General features: G+C 72.1%; 15 protein-coding genes. 9 read left to right on the forward strand and 6 right to left on the reverse strand.

Annotated elements, in window-relative coordinates; all coding sequences use genetic code 11:
* Positions 1–148: 148 nt before the first annotated feature.
* Both meaB and ACIO3O_RS11060 read right to left on the reverse strand, forming a co-directional pair.
* A complete protein-coding gene (meaB, locus tag ACIO3O_RS11055; protein ID WP_401744509.1) occupies positions 149–1108 on the reverse strand; it encodes a methylmalonyl Co-A mutase-associated GTPase MeaB in 960 nt (319 codons plus the stop codon).
* A 37-nt stretch (positions 1109–1145) separates the two neighbouring features.
* Positions 1146–2348, reverse strand: a complete 1203-nt coding sequence (locus ACIO3O_RS11060) for an acetyl-CoA C-acetyltransferase (RefSeq protein WP_401744510.1) — start codon at positions 2346–2348, stop codon at positions 1146–1148.
* 138 nt (positions 2349–2486) lie between these two features.
* On the opposite strand from ACIO3O_RS11060, the gene mce reads away from it, so the two are divergent.
* The 7 genes from mce to ACIO3O_RS11095 all read left to right on the forward strand — a co-directional run bounded on the left by mce (position 2487) and on the right by ACIO3O_RS11095 (position 12630).
* Positions 2487–2939: a methylmalonyl-CoA epimerase gene (mce, locus tag ACIO3O_RS11065; protein WP_401744512.1), complete on the forward strand. Its 453-nt coding sequence runs from the start codon at positions 2487–2489 to the stop codon at positions 2937–2939.
* A gap of 240 nt (positions 2940–3179) precedes the next feature.
* A complete protein-coding gene (gene scy, locus ACIO3O_RS11070; RefSeq protein WP_401744513.1) occupies positions 3180–7343 on the forward strand; it encodes a polarized growth protein Scy in 4164 nt (1387 codons plus the stop codon).
* Between the two features lie 264 nt (positions 7344–7607).
* Positions 7608–8549, forward strand: a complete 942-nt coding sequence (locus ACIO3O_RS11075; protein ID WP_189826712.1) for a cellulose-binding protein — start codon at positions 7608–7610, stop codon at positions 8547–8549.
* Between the two features lie 77 nt (positions 8550–8626).
* Positions 8627–9625, forward strand: coding sequence for an ATP-binding cassette domain-containing protein (locus ACIO3O_RS11080; protein WP_401744514.1), 999 nt, complete (start codon positions 8627–8629; stop codon positions 9623–9625).
* Between the two features lies 1 nt (position 9626).
* Positions 9627–10397: an ABC transporter permease gene (locus tag ACIO3O_RS11085; protein WP_401744515.1), complete on the forward strand. Its 771-nt coding sequence runs from the start codon at positions 9627–9629 to the stop codon at positions 10395–10397.
* A gap of 155 nt (positions 10398–10552) precedes the next feature.
* The gene (locus ACIO3O_RS11090; protein WP_401744517.1) at positions 10553–11758 is read left to right on the forward strand and encodes an ATP-binding cassette domain-containing protein; all 1206 of its coding nucleotides are present in this window, start codon (positions 10553–10555) and stop codon (positions 11756–11758) included.
* Positions 11755–12630: an ABC transporter permease gene (locus ACIO3O_RS11095; RefSeq protein ID WP_401744519.1), complete on the forward strand. Its 876-nt coding sequence runs from the start codon at positions 11755–11757 to the stop codon at positions 12628–12630. The genes ACIO3O_RS11090 and ACIO3O_RS11095 overlap by 4 nt, the downstream gene beginning before the upstream one ends.
* 30 nt (positions 12631–12660) lie before the next feature.
* On the opposite strand, the gene ACIO3O_RS11100 is transcribed toward ACIO3O_RS11095, so the two are convergent.
* Both ACIO3O_RS11100 and ACIO3O_RS11105 read right to left on the reverse strand, forming a co-directional pair.
* Positions 12661–12996: an ATP/GTP-binding protein gene (locus ACIO3O_RS11100; RefSeq protein ID WP_401744520.1), complete on the reverse strand. Its 336-nt coding sequence runs from the start codon at positions 12994–12996 to the stop codon at positions 12661–12663.
* A 184-nt stretch (positions 12997–13180) separates the two neighbouring features.
* Positions 13181–14311, reverse strand: a complete 1131-nt coding sequence (locus ACIO3O_RS11105) for an RNA-guided endonuclease InsQ/TnpB family protein (protein ID WP_401744886.1) — start codon at positions 14309–14311, stop codon at positions 13181–13183.
* Between the two features lie 404 nt (positions 14312–14715).
* Between ACIO3O_RS11105 and ACIO3O_RS11110 the strand changes: the two genes are divergently transcribed.
* Complete coding sequence (locus tag ACIO3O_RS11110) at positions 14716–15744, forward strand: LLM class flavin-dependent oxidoreductase (RefSeq protein ID WP_401744522.1); 1029 nt, start codon at positions 14716–14718, stop codon at positions 15742–15744.
* A 161-nt stretch (positions 15745–15905) separates the two neighbouring features.
* Here ACIO3O_RS11110 and ACIO3O_RS11115 read toward each other — a convergent pair whose 3' ends face one another.
* The gene (locus ACIO3O_RS11115; protein ID WP_266658950.1) at positions 15906–16298 is read right to left on the reverse strand and encodes an SCO5389 family protein; all 393 of its coding nucleotides are present in this window, start codon (positions 16296–16298) and stop codon (positions 15906–15908) included.
* Positions 16299–16533: 235 nt separating this feature from the next.
* Between ACIO3O_RS11115 and nucS the strand changes: the two genes are divergently transcribed.
* Positions 16534–17205, forward strand: a complete 672-nt coding sequence (gene nucS / locus ACIO3O_RS11120) for an endonuclease NucS (protein ID WP_189826704.1) — start codon at positions 16534–16536, stop codon at positions 17203–17205.
* Between the two features lie 88 nt (positions 17206–17293).
* Here nucS and ACIO3O_RS11125 read toward each other — a convergent pair whose 3' ends face one another.
* Positions 17294–20002 carry an ATP-binding protein gene (locus ACIO3O_RS11125; protein ID WP_401744524.1) on the reverse strand — a complete coding sequence of 903 codons (2709 nt, stop codon included), beginning with the start codon at positions 20000–20002 and terminating at the stop codon, positions 17294–17296.
* Between the last annotated feature and the right edge of the window lie 64 nt (positions 20003–20066).

A 20066-nucleotide genomic window follows, 5' to 3' on the forward strand; every position in this document is an offset into this window, starting at 1 on the left:
GTGTGCCTTTTGGTTTTGGCGGGGGGCGCCGTGGCCCTGTTCGTTCCGCGCCCGCCGGCGGCCGGGGGGGCGGGGGGGGGGGGGGCGGGCCCCACGGGGGGGGGGGGGGGCCCCCCCCCCCCCCACGAACATCAACCACCCACCCCCCTCAGGCCCCCTCCGTCACCCCCGCCACCAACTCGTCCGCCGCCGCATACGGATCCAGCTCCCCCGCCACGATCCGCGCCGCCAGCGCATCCAGCCGCCGGTCCCCCCGCAGATCCCCGATCCGCTCCCGCAGAGCAGTCACGGCAATCGTCTCCACCTCATGCGCCGCCCGGGCGGCCCGCCGCTCGGCCAGCACCCCCCGCTCCTCCATCCACGCCCGGTGCTTCTCCAGCGCCTCGACCACCTCGTCGACGCCCTCGCCCCGCGCCGCGACCGTCTTCACGATCGGCGGCCGCCAGTCCCCGGGCCCCCGGGACTCCCCGAGCCCGAGCATGTGGTTCAGCTCGCGCACCGTCGCGTCGGCGCCGTCCCGGTCGGCCTTGTTGACCACGTACACATCACCGATCTCCAGAATCCCGGCCTTCGCGGCCTGAATCCCGTCCCCCATCCCGGGGGCGAGCAGCACCATCGACGTGTCGGCCTGCGCCGCGATCTCCACCTCGGACTGCCCGACCCCCACCGTCTCGACCAGCACCACATCAAAACCGGACGCGTCCAGCACCCGGATCGCCTGCGGCGCCGCCCACGCCAGCCCGCCCAGATGCCCGCGCGTCGCCATCGACCGGATGTAGACGCCGGGGTCCGACGCGTGGTCGGCCATCCGGATACGGTCCCCGAGCAGCGCACCCCCGCTGAAGGGCGACGACGGATCGACGGCCAGCACCGCGACCCGCTTCCCCGCCCGCCGGTACGACGCCACCAGCGCCGACGTCGACGTCGACTTGCCGACACCCGGCGACCCGGTCAGCCCGACCACGTACGCGTTGCCCGCCAGCGGGGCCAGCGCCGCCATCACCTCGCGCAGCTGCGGGGACGCCCCCTCGACCAGCGAGATCAGCCGGGCCACGGCCCTCGGCCGCCCTGCCCGGGCCTGTTCCACCAGCGTGGGGACGTCCTGCATCGTTCAGCTCCGCTCAGTCAGCGCTTGCGTACGAGAACTACTTGCCCGGCACGCGCACGATCAGCGCGTCGCCCTGCCCGCCGCCCCCGCACAGGGCCGCCGCGCCGACGCCGCCGCCGCGCCGCTTCAGCTCCAGCGCCAGGTGCAGGACGACCCGGGCGCCGGACATGCCGATGGGGTGGCCCAGGGCGATCGCACCACCGTTGACGTTCACCTTTTCCGGGGACACGCCCAGGTCCTTCATTGACTGGACGGCGACGGCGGCGAAGGCCTCGTTGATCTCGATCAGATCGAGGTCGTCGACCCCCAGCCCCTCCTTCTTCAGGGCGTGCTGGATCGCGTTCGACGGCTGCGACTGGAGCGAGTTGTCGGGCCCGGCGACGTTCCCGTGCGCGCCGATCTCGGCGATCCACTCCAGGCCGAGCTCCTCCGCCTTGGCCTTGCTCATGACGACCACGGCGGCCGCACCGTCCGAGATCTGCGACGACGTACCGGCGGTGATCGTGCCGTCCTTGGCGAAGGCGGGGCGCAGCTTGGCCAGCGATTCGACGGTGGTCTCCGGGCGCACGCCCTCGTCCGTCGACACCAGCATCGGGTCGCCCTTGCGCTGCGGGACCTCGACCGGGGTGATCTCGGCCTCGAAGATCCCGTTCTTCGCCGCGGCCGCGGCGCGCTGGTGGGACTGGGCGGCGAACTCGTCCTGCGGGGCGCGGTCGATGCCCAGGCGCGCGTTGTGCTTCTCGGTCGACTCTCCCATCGGGATGTTCTCGAAGGAGTCGGTGAGACCGTCGTACGCCATCGCGTCGAGCATCTCGATCGAGCCGTACTTGTAGCCCTCGCGGGACTTCGGCAGCAGGTGCGGGGCGTTGGTCATGGACTCCTGGCCGCCCGCGACCACGATGTCGAACTCGCCCGCGCGGATCAGCTGGTCGGCGAGCGCGATCGCGTCCAGACCCGACAGGCACACCTTGTTGATGGTGAGCGCCGGAACGTTCATCGGGATGCCCGCCTTGACGGCGGCCTGGCGGGCCGGGATCTGGCCGGCGCCCGCCTGGAGCACCTGGCCCATGATCACGTACTGCACCTGGTCGCCGCCGATGCCCGCACGCTCGACGGCCGCCTTGATCGCGAAGCCGCCGAGGTCGGCTCCGGAGAAGGACTTCAGCGAGCCGAGGAGACGGCCCATGGGCGTCCGCGCGCCCGCGACGATGACAGAAGTGGTACCGGTCGTTCCAGACATGCGGCACGGCCCCTTGGGAGGTTGGGAGTGAACGAGGGTTTACTTGACGATACTGACGCCGTACTCGCCCGTCACCGGGCAGCCGGTGTGACGGCGCGCACGTTGCGTAACCAGGCCCAACCGCGTTGCACTACAAGCATGCTGACGCGAATCGATCACATCGGGATTGCCTGCCACGACCTCGACAAGACGGTCGAGTTCTACCGGGCCACGTACGGCTTCGAGGTCCACCACTGCGAGATCAACGAGGAGCAGGGCGTCCGCGAGGCCATGATCAAGGTCAATGACGCCTCCGACGGCGGGGCCACCTACCTCCAACTCCTCGAACCCACGCGCGAGGACAGCGCCGTCGGCAAGTGGCTGGCGAAGAACGGCGAGGGCGTCCACCACATCGCCTTCGGCACCGCCGACGTCGACGCGGACTCCGCGGACATCCGGGGGAAGGGTGTACGGGTGCTGTACGACGAGCCGCGCATCGGTTCCATGGGCTCCCGGATCACCTTCCTGCACCCCAAGGACTGCCACGGTGTCCTGACCGAACTGGTCACCGCCGCACCGGCCGCCGAGGAGGGCAGTCCGGAGGACCACTGACTCCCGCCCGACCCGGCCGGTAGAGTGGGCGATTCCGGGCCGGGGCCGGGAATCGGGCCTGCGACTTGTGGCTCGCTGTTGATCTGACACCATTCCCCCGGGGGCCCGCCCGCTGTCAGGGTGGGGCCGTACGGAACGGACGTGCGCGCTCGCCGCGTGCGGAAGGGCCGTACGACCACGAACGTACGACAACAGAGTCACGACAGTCAGTTGCGACCAGGGGACGGATGGGACCGCGCAGTGCGGGGCTACGAACGCCAGGAGGGCCCTCTACGGGCTGAGTCCGACCATCTCTCGCGGTTCGAGGCCGAGATGGACCGGCTGAAGACCGAGCGGGAGAAGGCGGTCCAGCACGCCGAGGACCTCGGCTACCAGGTCGAGGTGCTGCGCGCCAAGTTGCACGAGGCGCGCCGCAACCTCGCGTCCCGGCCTGCCTACGACGCGGCGGACATCGGCTACCAGGCCGAGCAGTTGCTGCGCAACGCGCAGGTGCAGGCGGACCAGCTGCGCACCGACGCCGAGCGCGAGCTGCGCGACGCCCGCGCCCAGACCCAGCGCATCCTCCAGGAGCACGCCGAGCACCAGGCACGGCTCCAGGCCGAGTTGCACCAGGAAGCCGTCACCCGCCGTCAGCGCCTGGACCAGGAGCTGGCGGAGCGGCGGCAGACCGTCGAGTCGCACGTCAACGAGAACGTCGCCTGGGCCGAGCAGCTGCGCGCCCGCACCGAGGCGCAGGCCCGCCGGCTCATGGAGGAGTCCCGTGCCGAGGCCGAGCAGGCGCTGACCGCCGCCCGCGCCGAGGCCACCCGGGTCGCCGAGGAGGCCCGCCAGCGGCTCACCGCCGACTCCGAGGCCGCCCGCGCCGAGGCCGAGGCGACCCTGCTGCGCGCCCGCAAGGACGCCGAACGCCTGCTGAACGCCGCGTCCACGCAGGCGCAGGAGGCCACCACCCACGCCGAGCAGCTGCGGACGACCACCACGTCGGAGTCCGACGCGGCCCGCAAGCAGGCCGCCGAGCTGTCGCGGACCGCCGAGTCGCGCATGCAGGAGGCCGAGACGGCCCTGCGCGAGGCGCGCCTCGAGGCGGAGAAGGTGCTCAGCGAGGCCAAGGAGGCCGCGTCCAAGCAGCTCGCGGGCGCCGAGTCCGTCAACGAGCAGCGCACCCGTACGGCCAAGACCGAGATCGCCCGGCTGGTCGGCGAGGCCACCAAGGAGTCCGAGGCACTGAAGGCGGAGGCCGAGCAGGCGCTCGCCGACGCCCGCGCCGAGGCCGAGCGCCTGGTGAAGGAGGCCGCCGACAAGGCCCGCACCCAGGCCTCCGAGGACTCCGCCGCCCAGCTCGCCAAGGCGGCCCGCACGGCGGAGGAAGTCCTCACCAAGGCGTCCGAGAACGCCCAGGAGACCACCCGCAAGGCCGCCGAGGAGGCCGAGCGCATCCGCCGCGAGGCCGAGGCGGAGGCGGAGCGGCTGCGCGGCGACGCCGCCGAGCAGGCCGACGAGCTCAAGGGTGCGGCCAAGGACGACACCAAGGAGTACCGGGCCAAGACGGTCGAGCTCCAGGAGGAGGCCCGGCGGCTGCGCGGCGAGGCCGAGCAGCTGCGCTCCGAGGCCGTCGCCGAGGGTGAGCGCATCCGCGGCGAGGCCCGCCGGGAGGCCGTCCAGCAGATCGAGGAGGCGGCCAGGACCGCCGAGGAGCTGCTGACCAAGGCCCGCACGGACGCCGAGGAGCTGCGGGAGACCGCGGGCGCCGACGGCGAGCGGGTCCGCTCCGAGGCCACCGAGCGGGCGAACGTGCTGCGCAAGCAGGCCGAGGACGCCCTGGAGGCCGCCCGCGCCGAGGTGGAGCGGCTGCGCGCCGAGTCCGAGGAGCAGGCCGAGCAGGCCCGTCTCTCCGCCGAGGAGGAGGTACGGGCGCTGCGCGCGGACGCCGAGCGCGCGGTGGCCGCCCGGCAGGCCGAGGCCGCCACGGAGGTCGAGCGGCTGCGCGGCGAGGCCGAGCAGCGCCTCACCTCCTCCGAGGAGACCCTGCTCGGCGCCCGCGCCGAGGCCGAGCGGATCCGCCGGGAGGCCGGCGAGGAGACCGACCGGGTGCGCGCCGACGCCGCCGAGCGGGCGCGCACGCTCCAGGCGCAGGCCGAGGAGGAGGCCGAGCGGCTGCGCACCGAGGCCGCGTCCGACGCCTCGCAGGCGCGGGCGGAGGGCGAGAACGTCGCCGTACGGCTGCGGAGCGAGGCCGCCGCGGAGGCCGAGCGGCTGAAGACGGAGGCGCAGGAGAGCGCCGACCGGGTGCGCGCGGAGGCGGCCGCGGCCGCCGAGCGGGTGTCCGGGGAGGCCGCCGAGGCACTGGCCGCCGCGCAGGAGGAGGCCGTACGACGTCGTCGTGAGGCCGAGGAGACGCTCGCCGGGGCCCGCGAGGAGGCGGAGCGGGAGCGTACGCAGGCGCGCGAGCAGAGCGAGGAGCTCCTCGCGTCGGCCCGCAAGCGGGTCGAGGAGGCGCAGGCCGAGGCCCAGCGCCTGGTCGAGGACGCCGAGCGGCGCGCCTCGGAGCTGGTGTCGGCGGCCGAGCAGACCGCGCAGCAGGTGCGGGACGCGGTGGCCGGGCTCCAGGAGCAGGCCGAGGAGGAGATCGCCGGGCTGCGCAGCGCCGCCGAGCACGCGGCCGAGCGCACCACGACCGAGGCGCAGCAGGAGGCGGACCGGGTCCGCGCCGACGCGCACGCCGAGCGGGAGCGGGCCGCCGAGGACGCCGCCCGGATCCGCAGCCGCTCCCAGGAGGAGTCGGACGCCGCGAAGGCGCTCGCCGAGCGCACCGTGGGCGACGCCATCACCGAGGCCGAGCGGGTGCGCACGGACTCCCAGGAGCGCGCCCAGCAGCTCCGTACCGAGGCCTCGGACGCCCTCGCGGCGGCCGAGGAGGCGGCGGCGAAGTCCCGGGCGGAGGCCCGCGACGACGCCAACCGGATCCGCAACGATGCCGCCTCCCAGGCCGACCTGCTGATCGGCGAGGCCCGCAGCGAGGCCGAGCGGATCGAGCGGGAGGCCGCGGAGGTACGCAACAAGGCCGACGAGGAGGCCACCCGCGCCGTCGCCGAGGCGACCGCGGAGGCCGAGCGGATCACCGCGCACGCGGCGGCCACCCTGAACACCGCCGAGCAGGACGCGGCCCGGCTGCGCGCCGAGGCCGAGCAGGTCAAGGCGGACGGCGAGGCGCAGGCCGAGCAGCTGCGGGCGGCGGCGCGCGCGGACGGCGAGCAGGTGCTCGACGAGGCGCGCAAGGCCGCCGACAAGCGGCGCACGGACGCCGCCGAGCAGGTCGACACGCTCATCACGGAGGCGGCGGCCGAGGCCGACAAGCTCACCACCGAGGCGCTCCAGCAGGCCGAGACGCTGGTCACGGACGCGACGCGGAAGTCCGAGCAGCTGGTCTCGGACGCCACCGGCGAGGCCGAGCGGCTGCGCGCCGAGGCCGCCGACACGGTCGGCAGCGCCCAGCAGGCCGCCGAGCGCATCCGCACCGAGGCCGCCCAGCACCGCGAGGACACCGAGGCCGCCGCCGAGCAGATGCGCAGCGAGGCGCGGAGCGAGGCCGACCGGCTGCTGGACGAGGCCCGCGAGGCGGCGTCCAAGCGGCGCTCGGACGCAGCGGAGCAGGCGGACCAGCTCGTCGCGAAGGCCCAGGAGGAGGCGCTGCGTGCCGCCACCCAGGCCGAGGAGCAGGCCGACACGATGGTCGGCGCGGCCCGCAAGGAGGCCGAGCGGATCGTCTCGGAGTCCAAGGTCGAGGGCAACTCGATGGTGGAGCAGGCCCGTACGGACGCCGACGAGCTGCTGGTGGGAGCCCGCCGGGACGCAACTGCCATAAGGGAGCGGGCGGAAGAGCTGCGGGCCCGCCTGGAGGGCGAGATCGAGGAGCTGCACGAGCGTGCGCGCCGCGAGACCTCCGAGCAGATGAAGACCGCCGGGGAGCGCGTCGACAAGCTCATGAAGGCGGCCACCGAACAGCAGGCCGAGGCCGAGGCGAAGGCCAAGTCCATGGTGTCCGAGGCGAGTTCGGAGGCCGGGAAGGTCCGCATCGCGGCGGTCAAGAAGGCCGAGCAGCTGCTCAAGGAGGCCGAGACCAAGAAGGCCGAACTGGTCCGCGAGGCAACGAAGTTGAGGGACGACGCGAAGGCCGAGGCGGACCGCACGGTCGCCGAGGGCAAGCGCGAACTGGACGTGCTGGTGCGCAGGCGCGAGGACATTCAGGCCGAGATCTCCCGTGTCCAGGACGTACTTGAGGCGTTGGAATCATTCGAGGCACCGTCCCAGGGCGGCAAGTCGGCCGGCGGCCCGGGTTCGGGCGGCGTCAAGGCCGGTGCGGCGGCGGGCGGAACTCGATCGGGTGGCAAGTCCTCGGACGGCTAGCGGGAATCCGGTTGCGTCCGCGGTACGGGAGTCACGGATGTTTCGAGAAATCTCATCCGTGACTGACGGGCCACTTGTGATGGAGCTGTGATTCCAGGCAGGTTTGACGGGGTGTTCATCCGTGCGGGTGGCAAGCAGCTGGACGGGTTGCCACTCAAAAGGAGGGTCATTCTCCAGATCAAACCGGCAATGGCTCGATGACACGCCGCTATGGCCCCTAGGATTCCCCCTATCACCTCACCGGTCTCATTCGACAGGAACCTCATGAGCGACACATCCGCCTCCCCCTACGGCTTCGAGCAGGTGCGGCGTGGTTACGACCGCGGTCAGGTGGACGACCGCATCGCCAAGCTGCTCGCCGACCGTGACAGTGCGCTTGCCCGGATCACCTCGCTGGAGAAGCGCATCGAGGAACTCCACCTCGAAACGCAGAACGCGCAGGCCCAGGTCAACGACGCAGAGCCGTCGTACGCGGGCCTCGGCGCCCGGGTCGAGAAGATCCTCCGTCTTGCCGAGGAGGAGGCGAAGGACCTGCGTGAGGAGGCCCGTCGCGCCGCCGAGCAGCACCGCGAGCTGGCCGAGTCGGCCGCCCAGCAGGTGCGCAACGACGCCGAGTCGTTCGCGGCCGAGCGCAAGGCGAAGGCCGAGGACGAGGGCGTCCGCATCGTCGAGAAGGCGAAGGGCGACTCCGCCCAGCTGCGCTCCGAGGCGCAGAAGGACGCGCAGTCCAAGCGCGAGGAGGCCGACGCCCTCTTCGAGGAGACCCGCGCCAAGGCCGCCCAGGCCGCCGCGGACTTCGAGACGAACCTGGCCAAGCGCCGCGAGCAGTCCGAGCGCGACCTGGCCTCGCGTCAGGCGAAGGCGGAGAAGCGTCTCGCGGAGATCGAGCACCGGGCGGAGCAGCTGCGCCTGGAGGCCGAGAAGCTGCGCACCGACGCCGAGCGCCGGGCCCGTCAGACGGTGGAGACGGCGCAGCGCCAGGCCGAGGACATCGTGGCCGACGCGAACGCCAAGGCCGACCGCATCCGCAGCGAGTCCGAGCGCGAGCTGGCGGCGCTCACCAACCGCCGCGACTCGATCAACGCCCAGCTCACCAACGTCCGCGAGATGCTGGCGACGCTGACCGGTGCGGCCGTGGCCGCCGCCGGCGCCCCGGTGGACGACGAGCCGATCTCCCGCGGCGTCCCGGCCCAGCAGTCCCGCTAGTACCTCTTCGCACCACCCGTTGCCCCCCGTCGCCATTTCCGGTGGCGGGGGGTTTCGTGCGCCCTTAGCGTGGCCGCATGATTGAGGTAGCCGGACTGTCGAAGCGGTACGGCCAGAAGCTGGCCGTCGACAACCTGACCTTCCAGGTGCGGCCGGGCATCGTCACCGGCTTCCTGGGGCCCAACGGCGCGGGCAAGTCGACCACGATGCGCATGATGCTGGACCTGGACCGGCCCACGGCCGGGGGCGTGCGGATCGACGGCAGGCGCTACACGGACCTCAAGGACCCGCTGAAGTACGTGGGGGCCCTGCTGGACGCCAAGGCGCTGCACGGCGGCAGGAGCGCTTACAACCACCTCCTGTGCCTGGCGCAGAGCAACGGCATCCCGGCCTCCCGGGTCGGCGAGGTGCTGGACACGGTCGGCCTGACCGCCGTGGCGAAGAAGCGCTCCAAGGGTTTCTCGCTCGGCATGGGGCAGCGCCTCGGCATCGCGGGGGCGCTGCTGGGCGACCCGGAGATCCTGATGTTCGACGAGCCGGTGAACGGCCTCGACCCCGAGGGCATCCACTGGATCCGCAACCTGATGAAGTCCCTCGCGGCGCAGGGGCGCACCGTCTTCGTCTCCTCGCACCTGATGAGCGAGATGGCGCTGACCGCCGAGCACCTGGTGGTCATCGGGCAGGGCCGCCTGCTCGCGGACACCTCGATGGCCGACTTCATCCGGGCCAATTCACGCTCGTACGTACGCCTGCGCAGCCCGCAGCAGGAGCGGCTGCGGGACGTGCTGCACCAGGCCGGGATCACCGTGGTGACGGCCGGGAACGGCACGCTGGAGGTCGACGGGGTGGCGTCGGAGCAGCTCGGTGAGCTCGCGGCCCAGCATCAGCTCGTCCTCCATGAGCTCAGCCCGCAGCAGGCTTCGCTGGAAGAGGCGTTCATGCAGCTCACGGCCGAATCGGTCGAGTATCACGCGCATTCGGGACCCCCGTCCGAAGAGCGTTGGGGGGCGGACGGAACGCACGGAGCGGACTCCGGGGCCACCGAAGGCTGGGGATCGACCGGAGGCGAGAACTGACATGGCGGTCGCTCAGGTATTGACGTCGGAATGGACCAAGATCAAATCCGTGCGTTCCACAGTGTGGACACTCACGATGGCCTTCGTATTCACGGTCGGGCTGGGATTTCTGATCAGCCTGCTGTCCAAGGACCAGTTCTCGAAGATGAACGCGAGGGAACTGCAGTTCATCGACCCGACGCTGACGAGTTTCGCGGGGACGGGTCTCGGCCAGCTCGCAATGATCGTTTTCGGTGTGCTGGTCGTCGGCAACGAATACAGCACCGGAATGATCCGCACCTCCCTCGCCGCGGTGCCCCGGCGCGGCGCATTCCTGTTCAGCAAGATCGCAATTGCCACGCTGCTCGCCTTCGTGGTGGCGCTGGTGACCAGCTTCGTCACCTTCTTCGTCGGGCAGGCCGCGCTCGGCCAGTACAAGGCGTCGATCGGCGACCCGGGGGTGCTGCGGGCGGTGTTCGGCGGCGCGCTGTACATGACGCTGATCGCGGTCTTCGCGATGGGCGTGGCGACGATCCTGCGCTCGCCGATGCTGTCGCTGGGCATCCTGATGCCGATCTTCTTCCTGATCGCGCCGATCCTGGGCGGCGTGGAGGCCACCCGGAAGATCGCCCAGTACCTCCCCGACCAGGCCGGCACCAAGGTCATGCAGGTGGTGACGCCGGAGAACGACGTCGCGCCGTACGGGCCGTGGGGCGGCTTCGGGATCATGGTGGCCTGGGCGGCGCTGGCGGTGCTGTGCGGGTGGCTGGTGCTGAAGAACCGGGATGCGTGAGGGCCCGGCCGGCGATCGCCACCTCTTCGAACGGTCGTTCTTGGCCGGAACCGCCCCCCGCTGGTTAAGCTCCTACTGCTTACGGGGGCAGAACGGGATCACCGCACATGACCAGGCGCGTGATCGTGGCCCCACGATCTGTCGATGGGGCTTGAATGATCGAGGCAGTCGGCCTGACGAAGCGCTACGGCGCCAAGACGGCCGTGTACAACCTTTCCTTCCAGGTGCGGCCGGGCACCGTGACCGGCTTCCTGGGGCCCAACGGCTCCGGCAAGTCCACCACCATGCGCATGATCCTCGGCCTCGACCGTCCCACCGCGGGCCACGTCACCATCGGCGGCCACGCCTTCCGCGACCTGCCCAACGCGCCCCGCCAGGTCGGCGCGCTGCTGGACGCCAAGGCCGTGCACGGCGGCCGCAGCGCCCGCAACCACCTGCTCTCCCTGGCCCAGCTCTCCGGCATCCCGGCGAGCCGGGTCGACGAGGTGCTGGGTGTCGTGGGCCTCCAGGGTGTCGCCAAGCACCGCTCCAAGGGCTTCTCGCTCGGCATGGGCCAGCGTCTGGGCATCGCCGCCGCGCTGCTCGGCGACCCGCAGGTGCTGCTCTTCGACGAACCGGTCAACGGCCTCGACCCCGAGGGCATCCTGTGGGTGCGCAACCTGATGAAGATGCTGGCCTCCGAGGGCCGCACCGTCTTCGTCTCCTCGCACCTGATGAGCGAGATGGCGCTGACCGCCGAACACCTCGTCGTGATCGGCCGCGGACAGCTCCTCGCCGACATGAGCGTCAAGGACTTCATCGCCGCCAACTCCGCCGGTTTCGCCCGGGTGCGCACCCCGGACACCGACTCCGACCAGCGGGAGAAGCTGACCTCGGCGCTCACCGAGGCGGGCGGACAGGTCCTGCCGGAGCAGGACGGCGCCCTGCGCGTCACGGGGCTCGCGCTGCCGCGGATCGCCGACCTCGCGCACGGGGCCGACGTACGGCTGTGGGAACTCTCCCCGCACCAGGCCTCGTTGGAGGAGGCCTACATGCGGATGACGCAGGCGGCGGTCGACTACCGCTCCACCGACGACCAGCTCGCGGGCTTCGCCGCACCGCAGGGCCCGGGCGCCCTGCCCCCGGGCGTGCAGGCCCCCGTGCCGCAGCCCGTGCCGCAGCAGGGCTGGTACGCGCCCCCGCCGCCGCAGCCCGGCATGCCGCATCCGGGGGTGCCGGGGTCGGTGCCGGGTGCGCCCGGGCCCGTACCGGCGGACCAGAACCCGTACGCACAGCCGGTGCCGGCCCCGGCGCCCACTCCCCCGGCGACGGCCCCGAGCCTCAGCAAGAGCGACGACACCACCTCCGAGGACGCCCGATGACGACCCCCTCGACCTCGAACGCACACCCGCACCCGCAGCCTTCGCACGGAGCCGTCTCCGCACCCGAGCAGCTCTGGCAGGGACAGGCCGGTTACGTCTCCCCCGTGCCGCTGCGGCGGGCCACGCTCAAGGACGCGCTCGCCTCGGAGTGGACGAAGATCCGTTCCGTGCGCTCCACCCTGTGGAACTTCGGCGTCATGATCGCCCTGGTGCTCGGCATCGGCACGCTGATCGCGCTCTTCCTCTCCCGGTCCGACCTGCCGGTGGGCGAGTCGGCGGTCGCGCTCGGTTTTGTCGGCGTGCTGCTCGGCGTCATGCCGGTGATGACGCTCGGCGTGATGACCATCTCCTCCGAGTACGGCACGGGCATGATCCGTACGACCCTGACCGCCTGCCCCAGCCGGGCGCGCGTGCTGGGGGCGAAGGCGATCGTCTTCGGCGTGCTCACCTTCCTGGTCACGCTGGTGGCCACCACGCTCACCTCGGCCGTCCTGGTGCTCGCGCTCGGCGGGCGCTCCAGCGTGTCGGTGTGGGGCTGGGCGACCGTCGGCGTCAGTGCGTACGTCGCCCTGATCGGCCTCTTCGCGCTCGCGGTCGGCGCGCTGCTGCGGCACTCGGCGGGCGCGATCACCGTGATGATCGGCTTCGTCCTGCTGCCGCTGGTGATGGCGCTCTTCCTGGCCGCGACGGCGCTGAACGGGCTGCAGGACTTCCTGCTGGAGTACTCGATCCCCAGCCAGCTCGGTGTCTTCTACGGCACGGCGATGGGCGCGGCCTCCCCCGGCGGCTGGGAGGCGCTGGGCATCATGGGCGGCCTCACCGCGGTCTTCCTCGGCCTGGCCTTCTTCGTGCAGGACCGCCGGGACGTGTGACCTCCGCCCGCTGACGCCTCGTGGACCGGCTCAGTGCCGGGGGGCGTTCCTGGACCGCTGCACCTTCGTGGTGCGGCGGTCCTTCGCGTTCCAGCAGGCCTTGTGCCAGTGCCGACGGTCGTCGACCCCGCCGTAGTCCGGCCATGCCACCACGTGCGGAACGCCGGAGGGGATCTCCTGGTCGCAGCCGGGGCAGCGGTAGCGCTTGCCCTGCGCACTGGCCCCGGCGACCTGGCGCACCAGCCACTCCTCGCCCTGCCAGGTCTCCGTCCGCTGCAACCCGTACCGGTCCGGCGAGCCACCGGCGCCTCCGCCGCTCGGAATCGGATTCTCGCCGCCTCGGGGGCGGTTGCGGCGCGGGGACACGTAGCACCTCATGGGGCCGGACGGGCAGGTTTCCTCCAGCCTAGGCCCAATCGGCAGGGGTAGGCGTACCAGTCAGCTACTCAGCCGTATAGCACCCAAGTTGGCGACTCGGGTGATTCCGGCTTCGTTCATGCTCCCGACTGCCCCCTGCGGAAGGGCGGTCACGGGGCACATCTACCCGCTCTTAGCCGGTCGGGCCGGGGGCGGGATCGGGCATGTTGACGAAGGCCCACGCCGAGCGTGCGCGGTTGCGCACGTTGACCCCGGCGACGTGGTCGGACGGCCCAGCGAGACCGCACCGACGACAGTGAAAGTGATCCCGAGTTTGCCGGTTGGCTCGCTCGGTGCGGCCGCAGCGCGGGCAGCGCTGCGAGGTGTGGGCCGGGTCCACCTCGACGAACGGCACCCCGCTGCGTCGGCACTTGTAGGCGAGGAACGCCCCAAGCTGGTGGAACGGCCAGGAAGACAGTCGTGCGCGCTGGTCGCGGGGAACCGTGACCCGATCGCGGATACCCCGGAGTTCCTCCAGAGCGACACCACGACCGGTGCGTTGGGCGACCGCAACGACTGTTTTCGAGATCTTGTGGTTCAGGTGTGTGGCATGCCGGGCTTCCTTCTTCGCCCGCTTCTTCAGCCGCTGCTTCGCGGACCGGGTCTTCTTGGCCTGGAGCTCGGCCCGCTTATGCGCCTGCCAGCGGCGGTAACGGCCCAGGCGGCGGCCTTGGTGGTTGGTGCCGTCGCTGGTGGTGGCCAGGTTCACGATGCCCCGGTCCACGCCGATGAAGTCGGCCGGTTCGTACACCTCGGGGTCCGGCACGTCGATCGTGGCGTAGAGGAACCACTTCCCGTCCCGGAACACCAGGTCGGATTCGCCCTTGCGGTAGGCGGCAAGCTGCTTGAGCGCCGACGGTGAGCAGGCAAAGCGGACGTTGCGCATCCGTCCGTCGAGGGTCCAGATACTGACGGTCTGGGCGTCGTGGTTCCACGACAGACACCGGTCGTCATAGGTGTGGGCGGCATGCGGGCGGAAGACGACCGGCGTGAACTCCGCCTTGCGGCGGCGCAGGGAGGCGGGCGGGCCGGGGGTTCCGGCCCGCAACGCGACGTAGGCGTCCGAGACGCGCTTGATCAGGTGCTGGGCAGCCTGCGCCCCGAAGCCCCGTGCCCGCAGCTCCCCGTAGCAGAGCTTGCGCAGCTCGCGCGCCCCGCCCCTGAGCGCAAAGGCCGCGAAGGAAACCGCGGACACCCAAGTGGCGGCCTCGTTCAGGGCCGGCAGGGTTCGTTCGAACGCCGCCAGCTGCACGGCATCCGGCATCAGCTTGACCTGCACCACCAGCTTCACGAGAACCGAACGTAGCCACCTGCCACCCAGCCCGCACCCATCCCAACCAATGTCACCCGAACGAGTGAACGCTCCCCCGAAGATGCCCAGCAGTGGCGGACCCTGTTGAAGGGGAGACCCCCACGTCGCAAGAACAAGCGGACACCTCCGCCGACACACAGCGCCATGACGCCGGGACACCGAGGCCCGACTCCTCTCGGACGACATCCGGGATCGCCCGCAAGAAGCCCACTGAAGTGGGTACTGCGGTACTCCCGGCGCACAGGTAGCCGGAAAATCACAAGAACTTTGCGCGGGCCCGTGCCTTTGGCACTTGTCAGACGTTAATGCCAGTGGGGGATCGCCGAATCGAGCACTCATCAAGGAGGCAGAGGGCGATGCACATCGGAGCTTTCGTACTGGCGGCCCAGTTCCCGGGCCAGGGTCAGGGGGAGACACTGCACCGAGCCGTGCGGACGGCGGAGGTCGCGGAAGAGGCGGGGCTGGATGCGGTCTGGCTGGCCGAACACCACTTCGTTCCGTACGGCGTGTGCCCGTCGGCGGTGACGCTGGCCGCGCTGATGCTGGGCCGCACCCGGCGTCTGCGGGTCGGCACGGCGGTGACCGTGCTGCCGACCGCGCACCCGGTCAACGTGGCGGAGCAGGCGGCCCTGTTGCACCTCACCTCGGGCGGGCGGTTCTCGCTCGGGGTGGGGCGCGGCGGGCCCTGGGTCGACCTGGAGGTCTTCGGCAGCGGGCTGAAGGCCTTCGAGGAGGGCTTCCCGGAAGCCCTGGACCTGGTGCTGCGCTGGCTGCGCGAGCCGCGGGTGGGGGCGGACGGGGAGCGGTACCGGTTCCGGGAGGTGGCCGTCGTACCGCGTCCCGACGAGCAGTTGGAGGGCGCTGCGGGGCCCGAGGTGGTCGTGGCGTGCACCTCGCCCCAGAGCGTCAGGCTGGCCGCCGAGCGCGGGCTGCCGATGCTGCTGGGGATGCACTGCGGGGACGAGGACAAGGCGGAGATGACCGCGCTGTGGCGGCGGTGTGCCCGGGAGGCGGGCCGCAGCGCCGAGGAGATCGCGCTCGCGGGCCATGTCTCGGCGGGCGTCGCGCAGATCGCCGACAGCACGGCGGACGCGCGGGAGATCCTCGCCAAGTCGATGCCCGGCTGGCTGAAACAGGGCCTCGACGCGCATGTGACGGTCGACGGCCGGGTGCGCACGATGCGCGATCCGGTGGCGTACACCGAGAAGCTGTGCGACCTGCATCCGGTGGGGACACCGCAGTTGGCGGCGGACCGGCTGGCGGCGACCGCGGAAAAGACTGGAATTACGCGTTTCGCGCTGCTGACCGAGGGGTCGGGCGACCTGGCCTGCACGGAGGAGAACGTCAGGCGGCTGGGCGGCGAGGTGCGCGAGTTGCTCGCGTGAGGGGCGGACCGGGTGCGTACCCGAGGATCGCTGGACGGGATGCGTACCTGAACGGTCGGACCGGGCTCGCGTCGGTGGGCTTCCGGTCCCGGCTCGTACCGGAGGGCTGCCGCCCCTGGGTCAGTACACCTCCCGCGACACGGGAGCGGCAGCCTCACACGTCAGCAGTCCCGCAGTTCCGGCGATTGGTTGAGCAGCTGGCCGCGGATCGACGTGAAGCGGGCCAGCCGCTCGTCGACCGAGGAGTCCAGCGGGAACACCGCGACGCGGTGGCAGTTCTGGAATGCGAGACGTACTCCGAAGTGGCGTTCGAGCGATCCGCGGATCGCGTCACTCGCCAGGGCGCGCAGCAGCTGGCCACGGGCCTGCTCGTTGGGCGGCGGCGTCTGGTTGTCGGCGAACTGACCGCCGTCGACCTTCAGCTGGGCCACCAACGAGCTGATCATCTCCCATGCGAAAGGCAGGGAGGTCCGGACGCAGTCGACGAAGTCGGCTTCGTCGACCTCGCCTCGCTCGGCCTGTTCCAACAGTGCCGGTGAGACGTCGAGCGACATGGGTTCTCCTCTCGCGACCCCGCACAGAGACGGGGTCTTCCGGGCAGGGCAGGAGAGCGGCGACGCAGCGTGCACGCACGGCGACCTCCTGCATCCACGGTAAGCGCGCCACCCTTACCGCGACAGGGGATTGCGCATACAACCGGCCACCCGCGGGAGCACGCCCGCGCCCTGCGAAGGGTGCCTTACAGGGCGAATCGCGCCCACCCCGTGTTGTCGAGTAGCGTTGCTCCCCATGCGTCTCGTCATCGCCCGTTGCTCCGTGGACTACGCGGGCAGGCTCACCGCCCATCTGCCCTCCGCCCCCCGTCTGATCCTGGTGAAGGCGGACGGCAGCGTCTCCATTCACGCGGACGACAGGGCGTACAAGCCGCTCAACTGGATGTCGCCGCCCTGCACCCTCAAGGAGGGCACCGGTGACGACGCCGGTGTCTGGACGGTGATCAACAAGGCGGGCGAGAAACTGATCATCACGATGGAGGAAGTCCTCCACGACTCGTCGTACGTCCTGGGCACCGACCCCGGTCTCATCAAGGACGGCGTGGAAGCGCACCTTCAGGAGCTGCTCGCCGACCGCATCGAGACCCTCGGCGAGGGCTACACGCTGATCCGCCGCGAGTACATGACGGCGATCGGCCCGGTCGACATCCTGTGCCGGGACGCCGACGGCGCGACGGTGGCCGTCGAGCTGAAGCGGCGCGGCGACATCGACGGCGTCGAGCAGCTCACCCGCTACCTCGAACTCCTCAACCGCGACCCGCACTTGGCCCCGGTGACCGGCGTCTTCGCCGCCCAGGAGATCAAGCCGCAGGCCCGCGTACTGGCCACCGACCGGGGCATCCGCTGTCTGGTGCTGGACTACGACGCGATGCGCGGCATCGAGGACGACAAGCTGCGCCTCTTCTGATCCCTTCGCCCCCTCACCGTCCGTCTACGTCTGTGGCGGCCCACCTGACATCAGGTGGGCCGCCACAGGCGTTTTCGCGGTACAGGCCTCAGGCGGCCGTGCCCGAGGGCGAGGTCCCGCCCGACGACGTCGGGGGCTTGTTGTCGGTGGGGGACGACGGGGGCTTGTCCGGCGAGGTCGGCGGGTCCGGGTCCGGCTTGGGTGTCGTCGGTTCCGGGTTCGTGGTGGTCGGCGGATCGGTCGGCTTCGTCGGCGGGTCCGTCGGCTTGGTCGGCGGATCGGTCGGCTTCGTCGGCGGGTCCGTGGGCTTGGTGGGCGGGTCCGTCGGCTTGGTCGGCGGATCGGTGGGCTTGCCGCTGGTCGGCGGCGGTGTGGTCTTGCCGGGCTTGTCGTCCGGCTTGCCGGTCGAGCCCGGGGCGGTGGTCGCGCCGGGCGTGGTCCTGCCCCGGCTGGTGGAGTCGGCGGCCGGAACGCCCGGATCGGCCGGGCCCTTGCCTCCGCCGCTGCCGCCGCCCCCGGTGGAGCCGCCGCCCGAGGAACCGTCGGCCTTGTCGGCGTCGAGGCCGCCCCGGCCGGAGTCCTCGTTCGCGGACTGCTGCGGGGAGACCCGGTCGCCGGTGCCGTCCTTGTTGCCGGTGGCGCCCAGGGTGACGACGGTGCCGAGTACGGCGACCAGCAGCGCGCCCGCTCCGGCCGCGACCAGGTTGCGCCGGGCGCCGCTGAGCATGGAGTGCCGGGTCGGCGCGGCGGAGCCCGCCGCGGACGGGCTGCGGCGGATGACCACGGGCCCGTGGGCGTCGGGGAGTTCGTCCGCACCCGGCGAGACCCCGGCCGCACCCATGGAGGCGGGTACTCCGGCGGGCGGCGACGCGGACTCCTCGTACCGGGCGGCGGGCATCTCCTCGCCGGCCGAGGGCGTGCCGTACCCGTCGTAGTCGGACTCGAAGGGGTTGAACGGGCTGTCGAAGGGCGACCGCGACGCCGTGCCCGACACCGAGCCCGGGGTGGGCAGTACCAGCGGCAGCCGCGCTCCCCCGCTGCGGTCGGTGACCAGCGCCAGGGCCCGCCGGGCGGCGACCGTGCCGCGCCGGTCGGAGAGCGCCCCGCGCAGTCCCACCGAGGTCTCCAACTCGGCCCGTGCCCGGTCGAGTTGACCGGCGCAGAGCGCGAGGATGCCCAGCTCGTGGTGGAAGTACGCCTCCTCGGCGACCTCACCGGCGATCCGGGACGCCTCCGCGCCGGTGCGCAGGGAGCGCTCCCAGGCGCCCCACTGCATGCCCGCCGCGAACGCGGGCGCTGCCGTACGGGCCAGCAGCACGGCGGCACTCGGGTGCCCCGCCTCCGTACCCGGTACGAGGGCGGCGAGCGCGGCCAGCACGGCGTCCGACTCGGCGCTGATGCGCTCCGCCGTCACCGAGGGGTGCCCGGCCCACCAGGCGTAGTGCTGGGCGGCGGTCAGCGCGTGCTCGGGTCCGTCCTCGCCGTACCCGGCGTTCTCCAGTTGTACGGCGACCCCGGCGGCCAGCCGGTAGGAGGAGCCCGACGGCGAGAGCAGCCCGCAGGCGAGGAGCTCGCCCAGCGCGGCGTCCGCGTGGGTGTCGCCGACGAGGGCGGGCAGGTGTGCCTGGTGCGGGACCTCGCCGCCGAGCGCCAGCGCGATGCGCAGGGTGGCCCGGGCGGACTCGCTGAGCCGGGCGGCCAGCGGGGCGACCGGGGCGATGCCCTCCGCGAGGGTGGGCAGCGGTACGTCGTGCCCGTCCTCGGCGTCGAAGGGCGCGTCGAGCGGGGCCTCGGTGAAGTAGCCGTACTCGTCGAAGGCGCCGGGGTCGGCGCGCAGGACGTCGCGCTGCCGGAGCAGGGCACCGGCCTGCACGAAGCGCAGCGGCAGCCCCTCCGACTCGAACCAGAGGTCGCCCGCCCAGTTGGCCTCCTCGTCGGTGAGCGGCCGGTCCACGGCACGCTCCAGGAGCTCCAGCGAGGAGCCCCGGCCGAGCCCGCCGAGCAGCACCTCCTCCAGGAATCCGGCCGGGATCTCGACGGCGGTCTCGGGCGTCACGGCGACGAGGAACGCGCACTCGGGCGTGGCCGCGAGCAGCTCCTCCAGGCCTTCCGCGCCGATCTCCAGGTCGTCGACGACGACGACCGCGCCGATCTCGTGGACGTGGCCGAGCAGTTCGTCCCGGTCGGGCCGGTGCAGCGGGGCCCGGAAGACGGCGGCGAACAGGTCCTGGAGCAGTTCGGCGGTGCCGCGCCGGTGTCCGGACAGCCGGACGACACCGTCCGGTGCCAGCTCCGCGCAGTCCTCGGCGACGGCGTCGAGCAGTGCCGTGCGGCCGGACCCCGGCGAGCCGACGAGCCGCACGGAACGCCCGCGCGACAGCAGCCCCACCAGTCGCTCGCGCTCCTCCTGCCGCTCCAGGAGCGGCAGTTCGGGCACGGCGGGACCCGGCGGGACCGGCGGCCTGGCCGCCCGCGCGAGTTCGGCGCGGTCGGCGGCCGGGCGGCGCACGGGAACGGCGGGCCGCTCGCCCGGCGGGCACGGCTCGATCTCGCTCCCGTCGACCGGGTTGACGGTCAGCAGGAAGTCCCCGGACGTGAACTGGATGGTGCGGGCGAGCGAGTGCGCCCCGCCCTGCGCGAGGTCGCGCGTCATCGGATCGCGGTGCTCCGCATCGCGGTACGCCGCGTCACGGTGCAGCGGGCCGCGCTCCCGCGCGCCGCCCGACGTGTCCCGTTCGTCGTGGTTGTGGATGTTGTCCTGGCCGTACTCTTCAGGTCCCCGGTTCATCGGGTCCATGGTCAAAGCCCCCCAGATGCGTTGCGTGCGTCACTGCCCCTCCCGGCCTTTCGCACGCTCGCTG

This window comes from Streptomyces sp. NPDC087440, assembly GCF_044744005.1.
Classification (GTDB): domain Bacteria; phylum Actinomycetota; class Actinomycetes; order Streptomycetales; family Streptomycetaceae; genus Streptomyces.

What these genes read in the sequence shown, in the direction of transcription:
- ACIO3O_RS11095 (WP_401744519.1), top strand. Translation starts at nt 11,755, where the DNA reads ATGACGACCCCCTCGACCTCGAACGCACACCCGCACCCGCAGCCTTCG.
- ACIO3O_RS11085 (WP_401744515.1), top strand. Translation starts at nt 9,627, where the DNA reads ATGGCGGTCGCTCAGGTATTGACGTCGGAATGGACCAAGATCAAATCC.
- ACIO3O_RS11105 (WP_401744886.1), bottom strand. Translation starts at nt 14,311, where the DNA reads ATGCCGGATGCCGTGCAGCTGGCGGCGTTCGAACGAACCCTGCCGGCC.
- ACIO3O_RS11115 (WP_266658950.1), bottom strand. Translation starts at nt 16,298, where the DNA reads ATGTCGCTCGACGTCTCACCGGCACTGTTGGAACAGGCCGAGCGAGGC.
- ACIO3O_RS11090 (WP_401744517.1), top strand. Translation starts at nt 10,553, where the DNA reads ATGATCGAGGCAGTCGGCCTGACGAAGCGCTACGGCGCCAAGACGGCC.
- mce (WP_401744512.1), top strand. Translation starts at nt 2,487, where the DNA reads ATGCTGACGCGAATCGATCACATCGGGATTGCCTGCCACGACCTCGAC.
- nucS (WP_189826704.1), top strand. Translation starts at nt 16,534, where the DNA reads ATGCGTCTCGTCATCGCCCGTTGCTCCGTGGACTACGCGGGCAGGCTC.
- meaB (WP_401744509.1), bottom strand. Translation starts at nt 1,108, where the DNA reads ATGCAGGACGTCCCCACGCTGGTGGAACAGGCCCGGGCAGGGCGGCCG.
- ACIO3O_RS11060 (WP_401744510.1), bottom strand. Translation starts at nt 2,348, where the DNA reads ATGTCTGGAACGACCGGTACCACTTCTGTCATCGTCGCGGGCGCGCGG.
- ACIO3O_RS11075 (WP_189826712.1), top strand. Translation starts at nt 7,608, where the DNA reads ATGAGCGACACATCCGCCTCCCCCTACGGCTTCGAGCAGGTGCGGCGT.
- ACIO3O_RS11125 (WP_401744524.1), bottom strand. Translation starts at nt 20,002, where the DNA reads ATGGACCCGATGAACCGGGGACCTGAAGAGTACGGCCAGGACAACATC.
- ACIO3O_RS11080 (WP_401744514.1), top strand. Translation starts at nt 8,627, where the DNA reads ATGATTGAGGTAGCCGGACTGTCGAAGCGGTACGGCCAGAAGCTGGCC.
- ACIO3O_RS11110 (WP_401744522.1), top strand. Translation starts at nt 14,716, where the DNA reads ATGCACATCGGAGCTTTCGTACTGGCGGCCCAGTTCCCGGGCCAGGGT.